Here is an 18,882-nt window from a genome sequence, read left to right as displayed (position 1 = left end):
CAGTTCAGTGCCACTTGGTGCAGGTGTAGTTGCCGCCCTGACCGTCGTACATCTCCACGCAGGCGCGGTAGGAGTAGCTGTTCCACACCATGCGCGTGTAGGCCTCGAAGGTGTACGAGGCGTTCGCGAACTGCGGCTTGCCGCCCTTGTACTCGATCTTGAACTTCCAGCTGGGGTCGGCCTTCTCGATACGGGCCCACGCCGCGCCACAGGTGGCCGAGCTCCGCAGCTCGACCTCGGGCCCGCCACCGCCCGGCCGCACTCTGTCGATGACCTTGGCATCCTCGCCGCACCCGGCCGTCTTCGGGTTCTGGCCCGTGCAGGACTGCCCCTTGCACGTGGCCGCCTGAGCGGTCCCCATGGGCAGGACCGCCGCCAGGGCGACGCCCGCCACGACGGTACCGAGCACCTTATTGATCAACATGCGTAAAGCCCCCTGGACTCAACAGATCGGGTCATTTCCGGCCAACTGCCTCAGTCGATCTTATGAAGCGGCGCTCGCCGACGGGATCCGTCATTCGACCGATGACCCCGATATCGACACGGCGCTTCCGCTGGAGCGGGCGGCGAAGGCCCACGCGCTCGCCGGCAGCCGCCGCACACCGGCAAGATCGTCCTGTCCGTCACCGACTGAGCACCAGGGAGCAACCCATGACCACCTTCGTCCTCATACCGGGCGCCTGGCACGGCGCTTGGACCTTCGAACCGACGGCCCGTCAGCTGCGGGCGCACGGCCACCACGCCTACCCCCTCACCCTCACCGGCGTCGGGGACCGCAAGCACCTGCTCACCTCCACGGTCAACCTCGACACCCACATCGACGACGTGGTGAACCTCCTGACGGAGGAGGAGATCACCGACGCCGTGCTGGTCGGTCACAGCTACGGCGGCATGGTGATCACCGGCGCCGCCGACCGCGTCCCCGAGCGGGTGGCCGGGCTGGTCTACGTCGACGCCATGGTCCCCGCCCACGGCGACTCCTGCTGGTCCCTGGTCACCGACCAGGAGCGCGCCTGGTATCTCGACGGCGCGGGCGAGACCGGCTACACCAGCGCGCCGTTGCCCTTCTTCGACCCCCGGACCACCCCGCACCCCCTGGCCTCCCTCCTCCAGTCGATCCGCCTGGAGGGCGGACTCGACCGGTACCGGAGCCGGGACTACGTCTACGCCACCGGCTGGGAGGGGCGGTCCCCCTTCACCGGGCTCTACGAACGGCTGCGCGACGACCCCGCCTGGCGCACACACGCGCTGGTCAGCGGCCACAACGTGATGCGCGACGCCCCCGACGACCTGCTGAAGGTCCTGCTGACGGCCGCCCAGGGCTGACGGTCACGGCGCCATGGCCGGGGCCGCCGCCGGGGCGCGGTTCCAGCGCATCCTGGACCACGGCAGGGCAAGGCCGCTCTGGTCGGCGACCTCACGCGGGGCGAGGTCCGCGATCGGCGCGGCCTCGCGGTGCCGGGCGTAGACGGTGTCGACGTAACGGTGGCCGGTGTCGGCGGCGATGAAGAGGACCGTCCGCCCCGGGGAGCGCTCGCGTTCGTGGCGGGCGGCGAGGTAGCCGGCGCCGGTCGACAGTCCCGCGAAGACCGCGTGCCGCCGCAGGAGGTCGACGCTGCCGGCCAGCGCCGCGTCGAACGAGATCCAGTGCAGGGTGTCGTACAGCTCGTGCGAGACGTTCCCGAAGGGGATGGAGCTGCCGATCCCGGCGATGATGATCTCGGGGTCGGCGACGTGTTCGGCGCCGAAGGTGACGCTGCCGTACGGCTGGACGCCGACGAGTTCGACGTCCGCCGGGCGCACAGCGCCACCGGAGTCCTCGCGCAGGTAGCGGGCGAGGGCTCCGGTGGAGGCCCCCGAGCCGACGCCGCCGACGACGGTGAGCCCGTCCGCGCCGATCGCCTGACGGATCCGGTGGGCGATCGCGCGGTAGCCGAGGTAGTGGATGTCGTCGTGATACTGGCGCATCCAGTGGTACTCGGGGTGTTCGGCGAGGATCTCGTGGATCCGCTCGACGCGCCGCTTCTGGTCGAGTTTGAGGTCGCTGCACGGTTCCATCTGCTCCAGCGTCGCCCCGAGCACGGCGAGCTGGGTGCGCAGCGTGTGGTCCACCGTCGTCGAGCCGACGATGTGACAGCGCATGCCGTGCCGGTGACAGGCCAGGGCGAGGGCGTAGGCGTAGATGCCGCTGGAGCTGTCCAGCAGGGTGTCCCCGCGGCGCACCGCCCCGGTGTCCAGCAGGTGGCGTACCGCGGCGAGGGCGGAGACCACCTTCATCGTCTCAAAGCGCAGGCAGACGAGCCGGTCGTCGAGGCGTATCAGGTCCGGTCGGCCGATCGACTCCGCGATGTGCTGGTCCATGCAGGATCCCCTTGGTGGTGGTGAAGGTCGTGAAGGTCCGGGTGGCGGGGATGCCGTGGGCGTCCAGGGCGCGCAGGCAGCTGCGGACGCGGTGCCGCAGGCCCGGCGCGGCCGGGTCGAACAGCACGCCCGCCACCGCGCCGCTGTGCGCGATCTGGACGCCGGCGGCACCGACCCGCCGGGCGATGAGGGTCAGCGCGTCGAACTCCGGGTGTCCGAGCGCCCGCTGGCCGCGCCGGGCGCTGGCGGTGGCGACCTGGCCGAGCAGCCGTACGTCGCCGGTGGCGATCGCCCGGCGCAGCCGCGTGCGCAGCCGTTCGCAGGCCCGTACGTCGCTGTCGCCGGGCTCGTGCACGGGCAGGGACAGGGTGTCCACGGGCGCGCCCCCGCCGAGGGCGCAGCCCACCACGACCAGCGGCGGCAGGGCCGGGCCGAGGACCTCCAGGACCCGGCCCTCCCGCTGGGCGAACAGCACCGGGCGGCCGTCGAGCATCAGCGGATCGCAGGCCAGCTCGGCGCGCACGGCCAGCCGGGCGACCGTGCCGGGGGTCAGCCGCAGCCCGTAGGAGTCCGCGACCGCGCGCACGGTGGCGATCACGTCGCTGGTGGAGCTGCCCATGCCCAGGCCCACCGGAATGTCACCGGTGAGCCGCAACTCCCCGCCGCAGGGCGGCTGACCGGCCCGCCGCGCGCACTCCGTCACCGCGAGAGCCGCGGCCCGCGCGGCCTTCGTACGGCCGGCGGGTACGACGGTGAGCACCTCGGGGGCCGTGCCGGGCCGGCGGACGAACTCGGCGTCGCTGCCGGGGCCGGCCATGGGGAGGGTGACCAGGCCCGCGCACCGGCGTCCGGCGTCGTCGAGGAAGACGCCCTGGAGGATCTCGCCGTGGTGGCAGGGGGCGTACCCGGTGCCGGTGGGGAGGCCACCGGCACCGGGTACGGCCGTGGGGGCGGCGGGGGTCACGCGCCGCCCACCGTCCGGTAGCGGTACAGGACCGTCTCCTCGGCGCTGAACTGGGAGAAGGGGAACGGTTCCGCGGACAGGGCGGTCACACCGGAGCCGAGGAAGGCGCGGGCGACGGCGCTGCCGGTCTGCGCGTAGACGATCAGCGGGATGCCCCGGGACCGGCAGCGCTCCAGGATGGTGTCGAACGAGCCGTTGCTCAGGGTCATTCCGGTGGCGACGACGGCGTCGGCGCGCTCGAGCACCTCGTGCATGTCGTCACTGACGGGGTCGCCCCACTGGGTGGTCTTGAGGTTGAAGTCGCAGGGCAGCGGCCGGCCGCCGCGCTCGCGGATGGCCGCGACCAGCGGGTTGACGACGCCGATGAGGCCGACCTGGGCGCCCTCCTCGATGTCCAGCAGGCCGGCGATGGCCGCGTCGCGGGCCACGGCGCGGACCTCCGGGGTGCCGGTGGGGAGGGTGACGGGCTCGGCGTCGCCCGTCTCGGCGGCCACGCGGTGCGGGCGTATGCCGGAGAGGTAGGCGTCGAGGGCGGCGATCCGCAGCGGGCGCGGGGCCTCGCGCAGCAGGACGTCGAGCGGGGTGCCGGAGAGCTCGCGGCAGATCGACGGGTCGATCTCGCCGGCCTCGAACGCGCAGCCGCCGAAGGAGCCGCCGAGGCGGACCAGGACGTACTGGTTGAGGTAGGTGGTGTCGCCGCCGGCCAGGCGGGTGCCGTGGTGGATCCAGAACACGCTGGTGGCGACGAGTTCGGAGGGGAGCGGGCCGTGTTCACCCGCGAGGACGGCGTCGACGAGCGCGTCGACGGTGGGCGCGAGAGAAGGGGCGGGGGACGTCTGGTTCATGAGTGTCCTTTTCGCAGGGATTCACAGGGATTAACAGGGATGCACGGGGACTTACAGGGACGGCTGGGGTGCCGGGGCCGGGGCGTCGAGCGGCCCGCGGTAGGTGACCACGGGGTGTCCCAGGGGGTCGGTGGTGAGGTCGGCGTCCACCTCGAAGACCTCGGCGAGCCGCTCGGGCGTGAGGACGGCGGCCGGGGTGCCGGAGGCGATGAGGCGGCCGTGGTGCAGGAGCAGCAGCCGGTCGCAGTACCGGGCGGCGAGCGACAGGTCGTGCAGCGCGACCAGGACCGTCTGGTCGGTCCCGGCCAGCAGCTCCATGAGTTCCAACTGGTGTTTGACGTCGAGATGGTTGGTGGGTTCGTCGAGCAGGAGCGCGTACGGCTGCTGGGCCAGCGCGCGGGCGATGTGGGCGCGCTGCCGTTCGCCGCCCGACAGCGCCTTCCAGGAGCGGCCGGCGAGCGCGGTGAGGCCGACGCGCTCCAGCGCGGCGGCGACCACGGCCCGGTCGGTGGCGTCCGGTCCGCGCCAGCGGTCGCGGAACGGGGTCCGGCCCAGGCCCACGACGTCGGCGACCCGCAGATCGCTGTCCGCGCCCGAGTCCTGTTCGACGAAGGCGACATGGCGGGCGACGCGGCGCGCGCTCCAGTCCCGTACGGGTTCGCCGTCGTAGCGGACCGTGCCCGCGTCGGGGGCCCGCAGTCCGGCCAGGCAGCGCAGCAGCGAGGACTTGCCGGAGCCGTTGGGGCCGAGCAGGCCGACCGTCTCGCCGGGGGCGATGTCCGCGCTGACGTCGCGCACGACCGGTGTGCCCGCCACCGACCAGCTCAGCTCTTCGGCGGTGATCCTCACAGTTCACCTCTCTTGCGCAGGACGAGGAGGAAGAGCGGCACGCCGAGCAGTGCGGTGAGCACGCCCACGGGGACCTCGCGGGGGGCGAAGGCGATCCGGGCCAGGGCGTCCGTCCACACCAGGAACACCGCGCCCGCGAGGGCCGTGTAGGGCAGCAGCACCCGGTGCAGCGGCCCGACGAGGAACCGCACCCCGTGGGGGACGATGAGCCCGACGAATCCGATGGCGCCGACGGTGGCCACGGCCACGGCGGTCAGCGCGGCCGTGACCACGAGCAGCAGCATGCGCGTGTGCCGTACGCCGATCCCGAGCGAGGCGGCGGTGTCGGTGCCGAACGCGAGCCCGTCGAGGGCGTTGGAGCACAGCCATGCGATCAGCAGCCCCAGCGGGGTGACGATCGCGCAGACCACGACGGTGTTCCAGCGGGCCGGTGCCATCGAGCCCAGCAGCCAGTGGGTGACGGCCCGTGTGGTGTCCGCGTCCGCCGAGGCCATCAGGACGAGCGAGGTGGTCGCGGTGAAGAGCTGGCCGACGACCACGCCGGTGAGGACGATGCGGACCGAGTCCAGCCCGGTGCGCCGCAACAGCAGCAGGAGCAGCCCGAAGGAGAGCAGGGCGCCGGCCAGCGCGCCGCCGGTGACCCCGAGCGCGCTCGCGCCCACGCCAAGGACGACCACGGTGACGGCTCCGGTCGACGCGCCCGAGGAGACGCCGAGCAGATAGGGGTCGGCGAGCGCGTTGCGGGTGACCGCCTGGAGCACCGCGCCGCACACGGCGAGGGAGGCGCCGACGAGGGCGGCCATCAGGACGCGCGGCAGCCGCAGGTCCCAGATGAGGGAGTCGACCAGCGGGGGCAACGGCTCCACGTCCAGGCCGAGACGGGCGCCGAGGACCCGGGCGAGGCCGCTCCAGCCCACGTCGGCGGTGCCGACGCGCACGGCCGCCACCACCGAGCCCGCCAGGGCGGCCGCGGCGAGGAGGAAGAGGAACACGCGGGCCGCCGCGGACCGGCCGGCGTGCCCGGCGGGGCCGGGCGGCCGGGGTCGGGTGGCGGCGGAGCCCTCGGTCACCACCCGCCCGCGGGCCGCCGGAAGCAGGAGGTCCGCCGGATGCCTGCGGGTGCCGGTGTCAGCGGGCATGGCCGAGGTCCTTCATGCCCTTGGCCAGCAGCCCCAGGGCGTGGACGGAGCGGACCGAGGGGTCCAGCTCGATGCCCGGCACCTCGAGGATCTTGTTGTCGCGGACCGCGGCCAGCTTGGAGATCACCGGGTGCTCGGTCATCGTGGCGCGCTTCTCGGCGGCGCTGTCACCCGGCCGCCCGCGCTCGGACAGGTCGCCGATCACGATGAAGTCCGGGTCACGCTTGGCGACCTCCTCCCAGGAGACCTCCGGCCAGTCCTCGTTCACGTCGTCGAAGGCGTTCTTCGCGCCGACGATCCGGCTCATCTCGCTGGGCAGGCCGGTCTTGCCCGCCACGTAGGGCATGCCGTTGAAGACGGAGTAGAGGTAGACGACGGTGGGCCGGTCCGCGCCCTGGGGAACCTTGGCGGCGGTCTCCCCGGCCTTGGCGACCGCGGCGCGCTGGCCTGCGGCGAGCTTGCCGGCCCGCTCCTGGACGCCGAACACCTTGCCCAGGTTCTCGTAGTCGGAGAAGAGCAGCTCGAAGGAGGTCTTGCCGGCGGCGTCGCGCTGCGGGCAGTCCACGGCGCTGACGAAGGTGGGGACCTTGAGGGCGGCCAGCTCCTCACGGGTGCCGGCGCGGTCCTTGGTGTAGAGGTCCGCGGAGCCGGCGACGACGAAGTCGGGGGTGGCGGCGCGCAGTTGCTCGCCGGTGGCGATCTTGGGCGCGATGACCGGGACCTTGGCGTACGCGGCCTCGTACTGCGCCGGGATCTTCGTCTTGAGGTTGGCCGTTCCCGCCATCCGGTCCTGGAGTCCGAGTTCGAGCAGGGTCTCGGTCGAGGTCTGGTCCAGGGCGACGGTGCGCTGCGGGGGCTTGGCGAAGGAGACCTGGCGGCCGCAGCTGGTGACGGATGTCGCCTCGGCGGTGGCCTTGGCGTCCGTCGTGGCACGGTCGCCGGCCGCCGTGGAGCAGCCCACGGTGGCGAGGGCGATGGTCAGGGCGATGCCGAGGCGAGCTGGGTGGCGCATGGGGTTCTCCGGTCTGGGGGCGGGGTGCGGGGAGGGGCAGACGTGGGCGTTGTCGTGCACCGGGCAAGGAGTGCCGCGTTCGAAGGGTACTGTAATGGTATTCATTTTCATTAACGAATCCGGGTGCGGTTCGCCGAGCCGCCACCCCCACCCCCGAGGAGCGACCACACCGTGGCGACCACACCCACGCCGACAACGACCAAGTCCGATACCCCGCCCCCGCGTTCGGTCCTTCGCGACGTCGCGTTCCTGCGCCTGTGGGCGGGCACCACCGCCTCCGGCCTCGCGACCTGGGCCCTGCCCTTCGTCCTCGGACTCGCCGTACTCCACCGCGACCTCGGCGCCGCCGGTCTCGGCCTGGTCCTCGCCGCACGTACCGCCGGCTTCCTCGCCGCCGTCGCCGTCGGCGGCGTGCTGGCCGACCGGCACTCCCGCCGCGCGGTCGTCCTCTGGTCGGCCCTCGCGGCGGCGGTCGCCGCCCCCCTCCTCGCCGCGGGTCTCGGCCGCTCCCTCGTGCTGATGACGGCCGCCGCCGCCCTCGCGGGCGCCGGACAGGGCGCCTGCCGCCCGGCGTTCCAGGCGCTCACCGCCGAGACCGTCGCCCCAGAACAGCGTCAGCAGGCCAACGCCGCAATGACCATGGCCGTACGGAGCTCCACGCTCGCCGGACCCGCCCTGACCGCGCTGCTCGCGGCCTTCCTCGACGTCTGGACGCTCCTGCTCGGCATCGGCCTGCTCTGGCTGGCCGCCGCGCTCGTCCCGGGCAAGGGCGTAACGGGCACCACCGCGGCGGACCCGGCCGCGGAGCCCGCCCCGCGCGCCGGCTTCCGCAGGGAGTTCCTCGACGGGATACACGAGGCACGCCGCCACCCCTGGTTCCTCGCCGGACTCGGCGCCCTCGTCGCCGTCATCGCCCTCGGCTACTCCGCCACCAGCGTCGCGCTGCCCCTGATCAGCCGGGACCGCTACGACACCGAGTGGGTGCTGGCCGCGGCCATGACCGCGTACACCGTGGGCGCGCTCGGCGGGGCGGTGGTCATCGCCCGCTGGCGGCCGCGCTCGCAGGGCTGGGCCGCGTTCGCCGGACTGGCCGCGTACGGCGTCGCCCCGCTGAGCCTCATGCTGCCCGTGCACCCGGTCGTGGTCGTCGCCGCGTACGCCGTCGCCGGGATCGGCATCGAGCTGTTCAACGTGCCCTGGTTCACGGCCACCCAGCGCGAGGTCGCGCCGGACAAGCTGGCCCGCGTCTCCTCGCTGGACTTCCTGGTGTCGTACGGCCTGGCACCGGTCGGCCTGGCCCTGATCGCCCCGGCCATCGACGCGTTCGGGGTCACGGCCGTACTCGGCGTGTGCGCCGCCGCCTGCTTCCTCGTACCGGCCGCGGCGGCGCTGGTGCCCACCGCCCGCCACTTCGCGCGTACGGCCCCGGCGACGACCGACTGACCGGCGGTCGCGAAGGCCCCCGAAGGCCCCGGCCGGTCTCGTACCACCGGCCGGGGCCTCGCGGGGTCAGGGGCGCGGGCCGACGCCGCCTCCGCTCAGGACACGAGGGTCTGCTCCGCCAATTCGGTCAGCTTCACGGTGCACAAGCCGCCGCGCTCGGCCTTGACGTCCGTCACCTTGAGCTGCGTGCCGGGCGAGAGGATGAATTCCTCCTCGCCGGTGAACGCGGAGAAGCTGCTGATACCCACCGCCCGGGCGGGCACCACCTCGAAAAGCGTCCGCTTGCCGCGGCCACCGAGGAACGCCCGTGCCACGCTGGGATTGGACGTGCACGAGGACACGCCCCACCAGGTCACGGTCCGACCGAGGGGATACTGCGCACGCAGGTCCAGCGACACCCCACGCCACAGCGGCTCGGTGCGGACGGGAAGCCGCGACACCGCTGAGAACAGCAGCCGCAGATACGGGAGATAGGGGACCAGGGCGGCCCTGTCCGGGGAGCGCAGGACGGCGTTGATCTCCCGGTAGAACGCGGACTCGCAGGTGTAGAGGTAGAGGGCGGCGATCGCGTCGGCGGACAGTCCACCGGCCGCTTCGTCCGCCCGCCTCTTGCCGAATTCGTGCGACATCTTCACGTGCCGGTCGAGATGGGACAGCAGTTTGGTGACCGGGCTGACGGCGTCCTGGAAATCCATGAGCGGGGTGTCGAACACCCCGGTGATCGCGGGAAGGACGAGGCCCTCGTCCTTGACGCTGGCGAGCCGTTCGAGATACAGCTGGTGCAGCTCCATGGTGGACGCGATGAACGCGCCCATGCGTTCGGCGATGTCACCGCCCTTTCCGCCGGACTCCCCCGCGAGCTCGTTCCACCCCTTGGCCGGCAGCCAGTCGATCACATTGGCGCCCAGCGACGCGAGGGCATCGTTCACCATCGCGAAATGGTCGCCGTCGCAGAAGATGTCGCCCTGTGCCGCGGGATTGCAGTGGTCGATGTGCCGGACGTCGACCTCGGGGTACTTCTCCTGGAGTTTGAGGACGACCTTTTTCAGATTGCGCGCGTGAGCCCCCCACCACGCGAAGACCACGCCACGGTCCTCCTCGTCGGCGTTCTGCTTGGCCTTGAGGATCTCTTCGACGATCTGCTCGGCGACCGGGCGCCAGAACGCGGTGTGCCGGTCGGCTCCCGCCGCCCTGCCGCTGTCGCTGCTGGCGGTGAGCGAGGCGTTCAACAGCAGTACGCCCTGGGTGAGCATCGCCTGGAACCATTCCGGCGGCTGGACGGTGTCCTGCTTCTTCAGCAGCGCACGGATGTCGGCGATCGGGGTCTTCTTGGGTATGCCGTACTTCCACATCGCCGCCGCCTTGATGATGCAGCGGATGCTGACGACCTTGCCGAACTGACTGTCCTTCCAGTCATGGAAGGTGTTGTCGAACATGGCTATTCCGGTGGCGCTTTCCGGCCGCGGATAGGGATTCTGACCGAATACGACGACCTTCCACTTGTGCGGTGGATGGGGCTTGAGCGCCTGGAAGGTCAGTTCGCGGACGGGGACGACCTCCGGGCCGCGGCCCGCACCGATGAAGGAGGCCGCGTCCGGCTGTGCCTCGATCACCGGCTTCAGGAGCGGAAGCCACGGTTCACCGCCGCCTGTGAACAGTTCGGCGAGGGCCAGCGGGTCGTTCGGGTCGGGCTGGGCGGGGGCGTTGGCATCGATCATGGCCGGGAGGCTAGCAACGGGGTACGACAACGGGTTCCGGACCGGTTGTCAGTGGTGCGCGGTAGCTTCGTGATCGCTGGAAGGACCGTTCCCGATGGGAGTGCACTATGGCCGTGAACCGCGAGCAGGCGCCGCTGAAGGTGGTGTTGACCGACGTCAACACGGAGGTGGTGGAGGCATGGCGGGCGGCGTTCGCCGACACCCCCGGGATCGAGATCCGCAAGGGCTCGATCCTCGATGAGACTGTCGACGCCTGGGTCAGCCCGACCAACTCGCGGGGCCTGATGAACGGCGGGGTCGACGCCGTCATCAAGCGGCACCTCGGAGCGGGCATCCAGCTGCGTGTGCAGCGGGCGATCCGGGACCGGTTCGCGGGCAGCCTCCCGGTGGGGAGCGCGGTGTGCGTTCCGTCCGGGGCGGTCGATCCGAAGTTCCTGATCTCGACGCCGACGATGGAGACGTCCTCACAGAATGTGAGCGAGACCCTGAATGTGGCCCTGGCGTGCGCCGCCGCGTTCCAGGCGATCCACCGGCAGAACGAGGAGGCGCCCGGCAGCATCGCGTCGGTGGCGCTGGTCGGCATGGGCGCCCGGACGGGCCGGGTGCCGGCACGGATATGCGCCAACCTGATGTGGACGGGCTACACGCTGTTCCACGACTACCACTTCGAGGACTACGACGACCTGCGCAGCACGATCGTCTCGCAACTCGACGACATCGAGAACGCGCCCGCCGAACAGCGGGTACGGATAGCGCCGCCCCAGCGCTCTACCCGCCGTCGCTGATCGAGGCTGTCTCCTGCGTCCCGCGCGTCAGGGCCAGGCGTTGGTGGACGAGGTCGGCGATGTCGGTGATGGTGCCGTTGCTGTGCATCAGCTCCAGCGGGGGGATCTGTACCTCGTAGCGCCGGTACAGCAGGGCGAGGAGTTCGGCGGCCATCAGGGAGTCCACGCCGAAGGTGTCCAACCGGCGGTTGACGTCGAGCTGCTCGGGGTCGGCTCCCAGGACCTCCGCGAGCAGCCCCTTCACATGCCGGGCGATGAGGGCACGTGCCTCCGCCTCGCCGGCCCCGGCGAGCTGCCGCACGAGGTCCACCCGGGACAGCCCCTCCGATGCGCCGCGTTCGGGGACGAGGGCCCGCATGCGCGGCGCGGACAGTGAGGGCAGCAGCGCGCCCAGGCGTGCCCAGTCGCAGCGCAGCAGTGCCGCCACATCCGTCCGCTCGCCCAGCAGCCGGGCGGCCGGCGGCAGCGCCCGGGCCGGGTCGAGCGCTTCCAGGCCGATCGCGGCGAGGGCGGGGATCGAGCCGGTGCGGGCGGCGTAGCCGGTCCCACCGATCGTTCCCCAGGCGATGGCCGTCGCGCTCCCGCCCGACTGGCGGCGCCGGCGTGCGAGTGCTTCGAGGTAGAGGTTCCCGGCCGCGTAGGGGGCCTGCTTGATGTTGCCGACCAGGGCGGTGGCGGACGAGTACAGCAGGAACAGGTCGCACGGACGGTCGCGGGTGAGCTCCTCCAGCACGGCCGCCCCGGCCATCTTGGGGGCGAGGACGGAGGCGAAGCGCTCCGGGCCGAGCTCGGTGAGGAGTTCGTCGTCGAGGTGCATGGCGCAGTGCACCGCGCCTCGCACCGGGTGCCCGCCAGCGTCGATGCGCCGCACCAGGGCCCGCATGGCCTCGGGGTCGGTGACGTCGACGGCGTGGGCCACGGCGTCGACGCCGCGTGCGGTCAGCGCGGCACGGACGCCGGCCGCCTCGGGGCTGTGCGCACCGCGTCGGCTGACCAGGGCGAGGTGACGGGCGCCCAGGTCGGCGAGCCAGTCGGCGCTGACGGCTCCGAAGCCGCCGGTGCCGCCGGTGATGAGGTAGGTGGCGTCCTCGCGCAGCCGGGGCGGGCGGGCGAGGTGGTGCACGAGGGGTGGTTCGTCGAGCGGGTCGAAGCTGATGACGACCTTGCCGAGGTGCCTGGAGTGCTGCATCTGCCGGAAGGCGTCCGTCACCCGGGCCGCCGGGTGGACGGTGTGGGGAAGCGGCCGCAGGGCGCCGTCCCGCAGGTGCTCGTCGACCTCGGCGAGCAGTTCCTCCAGCCGTTGCGGGTCCTCGGTGAGGAGGTTGAAGTTCAGGGCGGTGAAGGCGATGTTGTTGCCGAACGGGCGCAAGGGGAGCGTCCGGTCCTCGTAGAGGTCCCGTTTGCCGAGTTCGACGAACCGGCCGCCGGGGCGCAGGAGTTCCAGGCTGCGCGTCATCGCCTCGCCGGCCAGCGAGTTCAGTACCACGTCGACGCCCCGGCCCTGGGTGATCCGTCGGACGTCCTCGGCGAAGGCGAGGGTGCGGGAGTCCAGGACGTGGGGGACGCCGAGCCGCCGCAGGAAGTCGCGCTTGAGTTCGTTGCCGGCCGTGGCGATGAGGTGGGCGCCGCGCGAGGTGACGTACTGGAGGGCGGCGAGCCCGACCCCGCCGGCCGCTCCGTGCACCAGCACGGTCTCGCCGGGCTGGAGGCGGGCCAGGTGGTGCAGCCCGTAGTGGACGGTGGTGAAGACAATCGGAAGGGTGGCCGCCTCCGTCCAGGAGAGGCCGTCCGGGAGGGGACGTACGGACCGGGCCGATGTCACGGTGTGCGAGGCGAGCGCGTCCGGGGCCACGGCGACGACCCGGTCGCCCGGGCTGAGCCCCTGCACGCCGGGCCCGCAGGCGGTGACGACTCCGGCGCACTCCAACCCCAGTCCCCGGTGGGGAGGTCCGTGCTCGTCCGCCTCGGGCGGGAGCAGTCCGACGGCGTCCATGATGTCGCGGTAGTTGAGGGCGGCGGCCCGTACCTGGAGGACCACTTCGCCCGGCCCGGGTCGGGGTGGTTCGACCTCCTCCCAGACCAGCCGGTAGGACAGCCCGGGGTCGCGCACCCGCAGGGCGTAGGGCGTTCCCGTGGCCGGGGTGCGGGCCGGATCGTGCGGCTTCTCGCGCGGTACGAAGCGGTCGTGCGCCGTGAGCACCAGCTCGTCCTCGTCGCCGGGGGCGAGCAGCTCACGGGCGAGGCGGCGGGCATCGGCCGTGGCATCGCCGGTACGGTGCAGCGCGACGCGGCGATTGCCCATGTCGGAGTGTTCGTTGCGCAGGCAGCGTGCCGTGCCCCACGCGGCCGCGTCGGCGGGGTGGGTGATGGGGTCGGGGCCGGGCACGGCCCCGCACGGGCGGGTGACCAGCCAGAGTTCCGTCCGCGCTCCGGGAGCGAGGTGGGCGCGGAGGCCGGCGATGGTCCGCAGGATCGAGGCGCGGTCCGTGGTCCGGGTCACCAGGTCGCCGGGGGCGGGGAGTTCCGCCTCGCCGAGGAGGAGGACGACGGAGAGGACGCCGGGTGCGGCGGGAGCGCGGCGGGTCAGCTGTTCGGAGAGGGCTGTGAGGTTCATGGGTGTCGCCTGGGGGGAGCAGGTGACGGTGTCGACCGGAGCGCTGCCGGCGGCGGTCAGCGCCTCGGCCACCGCGTGGGCCATCGCCTCCTCTTTTGGGGTCTCGGCGGCGATGACGAAGGTGCCGGCTCGCGCCCGGGGCGGGGCCGGTGGCTCGGTCGCCGTCCGGAGCGGGGCCGTGGCGAGGAATACCGACGCGTGGTCGCGGAGGGCCTTTCGCTCGTCCCCGAACCGGACGACACCGGTGTAGCCGCAGCTCTCCAGCACGCCGGGCCACCGGTCGCGGGAGAGCAGCACGCAGTCGGGCCGCAGTGTGCGGTCGGTGTTGTGGTAGAAGCTGTCCAGGGTGCCGAAGTACGGCAACAGCGCTTCCGCGTCGTGGAATTCGTAGGCGAGCAGCATGCCGCCGGGGCCGAGCAGCGTGGTGACGTGGCCCAGCGCGGCGTGCAGGTCCTGCGCCGTGTGCAGGGCGTTGGCGGCGACGACCAGGTCGAAGGTGTGGGGTGTGAATCCCTGGGCGGTGGGGTCGGTGTCCAGGTCGAGGGTGCGGTAGTCGATGACGTCGTGCTGGGCGAAGCGCTGCTGGGCGCGGTGGAGGAACGCGGCGGAGACGTCGCTGAAGCAGTACGTGGTGCGGTCGGCGGGCAACAGCGGCAGCAGGGCGGCGGTGGCGGCCCCGGTGCCGGCGCCGACCTCCAGTACGCGCAGCGCCCGGTCGCCGGGCCAGGCTTTCACCGTCTCGCTCACCAGTGCCTGCATGAGGCGGTGGTGGAAGCGGTTGACGGGGGCGGTGTCGTAGAACTGCTCCAGGGCGCGGGCGACGGGTTCGGACACCAGGAGCCCCATGGCGTCCTCCGCACCCGTGAGGACGGCGGGAAGGTGTCGCAGGAGGTGCTCCAGCAACGCCACTTCCGTCACGCAGGCCGGTGGGGTGGTCTCCGGGGCGGGCGCGGGCGCGGTGGTGCCCGCCGGGTCCAGCCGCCACTGCCCGGCCCCCTCCGCCTGTGCGAGGCCATGTCGTGCGAGCAGGGGCAGGGCCAGCCGGGCCAGTCGCCGGTAGCGGGGGGCGAGGCCCCCGGAGACGAGGTCGTCCACGGAGAAGGGGGCGGCGGGGTCGGGCAGGAGCCCGGCGAACACTGTGGCGTACCGCCGGGCTGTGGCCTCCTTGCCGTAGCGGATCAGGCGCTCGTGGCCCACCTTTCCCCAGGCGGCGCCGAGTTCGGCGATCCGCTCGCGGGCCGCCGTCGCGATGAGCGGGCTCGCCGGCCCGCCCGAGGGGGACAGCGGGGACGCGGCGCGGGGGGCGTCGGGGTGCGGGGCGGCGCGCGTGACCGTGCGGAGCGTCGTGAGGGGGGTGATCCGGGGTAGCGGGAGGCGGCGCAGCCGGCAGCCGTCGAGCCGCACGGTGACCGTGCCGTCCTCGTCCGCCACGGTGATGTCCCAGCACACCGTGTCCCTCGTCCGGCTCCGTTCCCTGGCCCGTACGAGTCCGGACGGCGATGGTGTGCGCCAGACCCGGACCGCCTCGAAGCCGGTGGGCAGATAGCCCTGGCCTTCGGCCAGTTCGCTGGCCAGCATGACGACACCGCTCTGGAGGGCGCCGTCGAGCAGGGCCGGGTGCACGGTGTACGGGGCTCCGGGCGCGTCGTGGTGGTACTCGGCCAGCACCTCGCCGTCGCCCGCCCACAGCCCGCGCAGGGTGCGGAAGGCGGGGCCGTAGGCCAGTCCCACCTCGGTGCACGTCCGGTAGATCTCCGGCGCCTCCACCCTGCGCGGGCACCGGGCGCGCAGCGCGACCGGGTCCAGGGGCGCCGGCCGGGAACGCAGCAGGGTCCGGACGCGGGCGCGGGCGTGCGGCCGGGCCTCGCCGCCGGCGGTGCCGCTGCTGGTCACGGTCACCGTGCCGTCGTCCGGGCGCAGGCAGACCTGGGTGCGCACCGCGCCGGGGTCGTCCCAGTCCACGATGAGTGGTGCGCTGATGGCGAGGTGTTCCACCTCGACGGGGCCGCCGAGTACGCGGCGGCCCGCGGCCATCGCCATCTCGACGTAACCGGTGGAGGGCATGACCACGGAACCGACCAGCCGGTGGTCCGCCAGCCAGGGCACCAGCGTCGGCTCGATGGGGCCGCCCCAGGTCGGCAGCGGGGCGCTGACCTTCTCGCCCAGCAGGGGGTGTTCCAGCCGCGCGGTGCCGCAGGGGGTGATCCAGGGCAGTCCGTCGGCCACGCTGTTCCAGTGCCGTTCGCGCTGCCAGGGGTAGGCGGGCAGGCGGGTCACGCGTCCGGGGCTGGGGAAGTAGTGGTCCCAGTCGACGCGGGCCCCCGCCGCGATCAGCGCGGCCGAGGCGGTGGCGAGCGCCCGGGGCCCGTCGGCGGACCGGCGCAGGGTCGCCAGGGCGGCGAACCGGGCGCGCGTGCGCCGGCCCGCGGTGCGCCGCACGTAGCCGCCGAGCACCGGGTGGGGGCCGATCTCCAGGAAGACGTCCGCCCCCTGGTCGAGGGCGGCTTCGACCGCCGCCGAGAAGAGCACCGGCCGGCGCACGTTGCGCCACCAGTACTCGGCGTCCAGCTCCGGGCCCGGGGCCGGCGCCCCGGTGACGGTGGACAGGAACGGGACGTTCGTTGCCACCGGAGCCAGGCCGGCGAGGGCCGGCAGGAGGCGGGTGCGCAGGTCGTCCATGTGACGGCTGTGGAAGGGGTGGTCCAGCCGCAGTTCGTGGAACGGGACGCCGCGTTCCCGCAGCTGCTCGGCGAGGGAGGACAGCGCCTTGGAGCCGCCGGTGACGGTCACGTCCCTGGGGCTGTTGATCCCGGCGATCTCCAGGTCCGGCCCGTAGGGGGCGAGTGCTTCGGCGGCCTCCTCAAGGGGCAGGCCCACCGCGGCCATCCGGCCCAGTCCCGCCGTGGCCGCCTGGGCGAGGCCGCGTTCGGCAATGACCTGGGCCGCCTGGTCGAGGCCGAGGGCTCCCGCGGCGTGGGCGGCGGCGACCTCGCCGACGCTGTGGCCCAGCACCATGGCGGGCTCGACACCGCGGGAGCGGAGCACGGCCACCAGGCCGAGCTGTACGGCGAACAGCATGGGCTGGGCCGTCTCCGTCGCGCTCAGCCGCCACTGGCCGGGGGGCGCTGCCAGCAGTTCCGCCACCGACCAGCCGAGGCGGGGGGTCAGCTCCGCGTCCGCCGCGGCCACCGCGGCGCGGAACACCGCATCCTGGGCGAAGAGATCGGCCCCCATGCCGGCCCACTGGGAGCCGTTGCCGGAGAAGACGAACGCGATCCGCCCGCCGGTGACGGCCTCGGCCGTCGCCCCCACGGCATCGCCTGGGTCCACCTCGTCCGTGGCGGCGGGGCGAGCGAGCCACCGGGCCGCCTGCTCGGCGGTGCGGGCCAGCACCGCCGAGCGGTGTTCATGGCCGCCCCGGCGTACGCACGCGGTGTAGGCGATGTCGTAGAACTCCTCGGGTGTGGCTCCGGCCAGGCGCCGCGCCATCCGCTCGGCCGCCTCGGACAGCGCGGCCGGCGTGCGGGCGGAGACCACCACCGGCAGCCCCTCCGGTGGTACGTCGGGGAGCGTCGCCCGGGGCGGGGCCGGCGGGGCGACGGTGAGGACCGCGTGCGCGTTGGAACCGCCGAAGCCGAAGGAGTTGACGCCCACCACCGGCCGGTCGCGGTCGGGCAGCGCGCGGGTGGCCGTGACCGGGCTGATGCCGAGCCCGGTGAAGTCGATGCCGGGGTGGGGCGGTTGGGCGTGCAGCGATGCCGGCGCCGTGCGGTGGGCGAGCACCAGCAGGGCCTTGCACAGGCCCGCCATCCCGGAGGCCGGCTCGAGGTGCCCGAGCGTGGACTTCACCGAGCCGACGGGCAGCGGACCGACGGTGCGACGGCTGCCCAGGGCGCGGCCGATGGACTGTGCCTCGGCCGGGTCGCCCGCCGGCGTTCCCGTGCCGTGGGCCTCGAAGTACACCAGCTCGTCGGGGTGGACACCGGTATCGGCGTAGAGGCGGCGCAGCAGCTCCTCCTGCGCCGCCGGGTTGGGCAGCGACAGGCCCATGGTCCGGCCGTCACTGCCCGTCGCGGTGCCCAGGATCACTCCGTGTACCCGGTCGCCGTCGGCGAGGGCGTCCCGCAACGTCTTGAGGACGACCATTGCGCCGCCCTCGGCGCGTACGAACCCGTCGGCGTCGGCGGAGAAGGCCGCGCACCGCCCCCGGGGCGACAGCATCGACGCCTGGGAGAAGCCGACGTACGGGAACGGGCTGAGCAGGACGTTGGCTCCGCCGCAGAGCGCGGTGCGGCTGGTGCCGTCCCGCAGGGTGCGGCAGGCTCGGTCGAGGGCGACCAGGGAGGACGAGCAGGCGGTGTCGATCGTCATGCTGGGGCCGCGCAGGTCGAAGGCGTGGGAGAGGCGGTTGGCGGCGATGGAGAGCGCCCCGCCCACCATGGAGTAGGCGTTGACGGTGCGTGGGGAGGTCAGCTGGATGAAGCCGTAGGAGTTGTCGGAGAGCCCTACGTACACGGCGGTGTCCGTCCCGGCCAGCGTGGCGGGGGCGATCGCGGCGTCGTCGAGGGCCTCGGCGGCCAGTTCCAGCAGCAGCCGGTGCTGGGGGTCGATGTGGGCCGCTTCCCTGCCGGAGATCCCGAAGTACCCGGGGTCGAAGCCGGTGATGTCGTCGAGGAGGCCGCCCGCCGCCGTGTAGCTCTTGCCGCGACGGGGCCGGGACCGGTCGACGAACCGGTCGAGGTCGAAGCGGTCCCCCGGCACCTCACCGACCAGGTCCCGTCCCTCGATCAGGGCGCTCCACAGCCCTTCCAGGTCGGTGACGCTTCCGGGCAGCCGGCAGGCGACCCCCACCACGGCGACGGCTCGCCCGGCGTCGATAGTCCGCTCACACACCATGCGCCTGCCCCCAACCCGCTTCGGTGGCACATCCGTTGACACTGTGCGGCGCGGCGGGGAACACCGGGAAGACCAATGCCCCCAAACCACTCAAAGCAATGAAAACCCAAGTGCCGTCCGGCACCGGAGTGCCCGGCACGCCCACCAGCAGGCCAACCCGGCCGGTTTCCCCCTCAACTACCGTCTGCTGTACGCCAGTTCGAGGCGCGGCAAGGGCCGGGCGTTAAGCTGAGAGTCAGGTCAAGTCTTGTCAAAT

General features: G+C 73.0%; 12 protein-coding genes. 3 read left to right on the top strand and 9 right to left on the bottom strand.

Annotated features, from left to right (window positions below; genetic code table 11):
- Positions 1 to 4 precede the first annotated feature (4 nt).
- The gene (locus ABZ956_RS08065; RefSeq protein WP_361888652.1) at positions 5 to 424 is read right to left on the bottom strand and encodes a DUF2690 domain-containing protein; all 420 of its coding nucleotides are present in this window, start codon (positions 422 to 424) and stop codon (positions 5 to 7) included.
- A 227-nt stretch (positions 425 to 651) separates the two neighbouring features.
- Between ABZ956_RS08065 and ABZ956_RS08060 the strand changes: the two genes are divergently transcribed.
- Positions 652 to 1,326 carry an alpha/beta hydrolase gene (locus ABZ956_RS08060; protein ID WP_361888649.1) on the top strand — a complete coding sequence of 225 codons (675 nt, stop codon included), beginning with the start codon at positions 652 to 654 and terminating at the stop codon, positions 1,324 to 1,326.
- Between the two features lie 3 nt (positions 1,327 to 1,329).
- Here ABZ956_RS08060 and ABZ956_RS08055 read toward each other — a convergent pair whose 3' ends face one another.
- Genes ABZ956_RS08055 through ABZ956_RS08030 form a run of 6 tightly spaced genes read right to left on the bottom strand, consistent with a single transcriptional unit; the run spans position 1,330 to position 7,170 of the window.
- Positions 1,330 to 2,361, bottom strand: coding sequence for a pyridoxal-phosphate dependent enzyme (locus ABZ956_RS08055; protein WP_361888646.1), 1,032 nt, complete (start codon positions 2,359 to 2,361; stop codon positions 1,330 to 1,332).
- Positions 2,282 to 3,325, bottom strand: coding sequence for a GHMP kinase (locus ABZ956_RS08050; protein WP_361888643.1), 1,044 nt, complete (start codon positions 3,323 to 3,325; stop codon positions 2,282 to 2,284). The genes ABZ956_RS08055 and ABZ956_RS08050 overlap by 80 nt, the downstream gene beginning before the upstream one ends.
- On the bottom strand, positions 3,322 to 4,170 hold the full coding sequence (locus ABZ956_RS08045; RefSeq protein ID WP_361888640.1) for a DUF364 domain-containing protein: 849 nt from the start codon (positions 4,168 to 4,170) through the stop codon (positions 3,322 to 3,324). Before ABZ956_RS08045 ends, ABZ956_RS08050 begins: the two co-directional genes overlap by 4 nt.
- A 51-nt stretch (positions 4,171 to 4,221) precedes the next feature.
- Positions 4,222 to 5,019, bottom strand: a complete 798-nt coding sequence (locus tag ABZ956_RS08040) for an ABC transporter ATP-binding protein (protein WP_361888637.1) — start codon at positions 5,017 to 5,019, stop codon at positions 4,222 to 4,224.
- On the bottom strand, positions 5,016 to 6,158 hold the full coding sequence (locus ABZ956_RS08035) for an iron ABC transporter permease (RefSeq protein WP_361888634.1): 1,143 nt from the start codon (positions 6,156 to 6,158) through the stop codon (positions 5,016 to 5,018). The genes ABZ956_RS08040 and ABZ956_RS08035 overlap by 4 nt, the downstream gene beginning before the upstream one ends.
- Positions 6,148 to 7,170 (bottom strand): ABC transporter substrate-binding protein, encoded by a 1,023-nt coding sequence (locus ABZ956_RS08030; protein WP_361888631.1) that lies wholly within the window; start codon positions 7,168 to 7,170, stop codon positions 6,148 to 6,150. The genes ABZ956_RS08035 and ABZ956_RS08030 overlap by 11 nt, the downstream gene beginning before the upstream one ends.
- A 171-nt stretch (positions 7,171 to 7,341) precedes the next feature.
- Here ABZ956_RS08030 and ABZ956_RS08025 point away from each other — a divergent pair, with 171 nt between their 5' ends.
- Positions 7,342 to 8,613: an MFS transporter gene (locus tag ABZ956_RS08025; RefSeq protein WP_361888628.1), complete on the top strand. Its 1,272-nt coding sequence runs from the start codon at positions 7,342 to 7,344 to the stop codon at positions 8,611 to 8,613.
- Positions 8,614 to 8,708: 95 nt separating this feature from the next.
- On the opposite strand, the gene ABZ956_RS08020 is transcribed toward ABZ956_RS08025, so the two are convergent.
- A complete protein-coding gene (locus ABZ956_RS08020) occupies positions 8,709 to 10,331 on the bottom strand; it encodes an ADP-ribosyltransferase domain-containing protein (protein ID WP_361888625.1) in 1,623 nt (540 codons plus the stop codon).
- Positions 10,332 to 10,438: 107 nt separating this feature from the next.
- On the opposite strand from ABZ956_RS08020, the gene ABZ956_RS08015 reads away from it, so the two are divergent.
- On the top strand, positions 10,439 to 11,116 hold the full coding sequence (locus ABZ956_RS08015; protein WP_361888622.1) for a macro domain-containing protein: 678 nt from the start codon (positions 10,439 to 10,441) through the stop codon (positions 11,114 to 11,116).
- On the opposite strand, the gene ABZ956_RS08010 is transcribed toward ABZ956_RS08015, so the two are convergent.
- Positions 11,100 to 18,626, bottom strand: coding sequence for an SDR family NAD(P)-dependent oxidoreductase (locus ABZ956_RS08010; protein WP_361888620.1), 7,527 nt, complete (start codon positions 18,624 to 18,626; stop codon positions 11,100 to 11,102). The genes ABZ956_RS08015 and ABZ956_RS08010 overlap by 17 nt on opposite strands.
- Between the last annotated feature and the right edge of the window lie 256 nt (positions 18,627 to 18,882).

It is taken from the genome of Streptomyces sp. NPDC046261, from assembly GCF_040646235.1.
In the GTDB taxonomy this organism is placed as follows: domain Bacteria; phylum Actinomycetota; class Actinomycetes; order Streptomycetales; family Streptomycetaceae; genus Streptomyces.
The sequence above is the reverse complement of the archived record's forward strand: the minus strand, read 5'-3'. Positions and strand labels throughout refer to the sequence as shown.